The sequence below is a fragment of the Sphingobium sp. SG1 genome, from assembly GCF_057063145.1.
This window is the reverse complement of the sequence record NZ_JBVVOJ010000079.1, coordinates 1-278: the sequence shown is the minus strand read 5'-3', so window position 1 is coordinate 278 and position 278 is coordinate 1. Positions and strand designations below refer to the sequence as shown.

Annotated in this window: 1 protein-coding gene; it reads left to right on the top strand. The window is 60.1% G+C overall.

Annotation, left to right across the window (positions count from 1 at the left end; all coding sequences use genetic code 11):
• Nucleotides 1–278: MBL fold metallo-hydrolase (locus AC0KVN_RS27625; RefSeq protein ID WP_483656843.1), on the top strand; the 278-nt coding region annotated here is incomplete at both ends.

The following is a 278-nucleotide window of genomic DNA, read 5'->3' as shown; positions in this document are numbered from 1 at the left end:
AATAGACGGACTCGCTGGCGGCGAGGATTTGCTAGCTCTGATTCTGTCTCATGGTCATATCGATCACTGGGGGCTGGCCCACCTCGCCGGCCCTGAGTTGCCGGTCGCGCTTGGCGCTGCAACACACCGCATTTTGCAGGCGGCAGCCCCGTTCGTTCCCAGACCGTATGTGCCTGCCACGCCCATCGAGTTCACAAGCGGTACACCATTGGAGTTTGGTCCGTTTCGGGTGACTCCGCATCTGGTCGACCATTCCGCTTATGATGCCTACGCCCTTG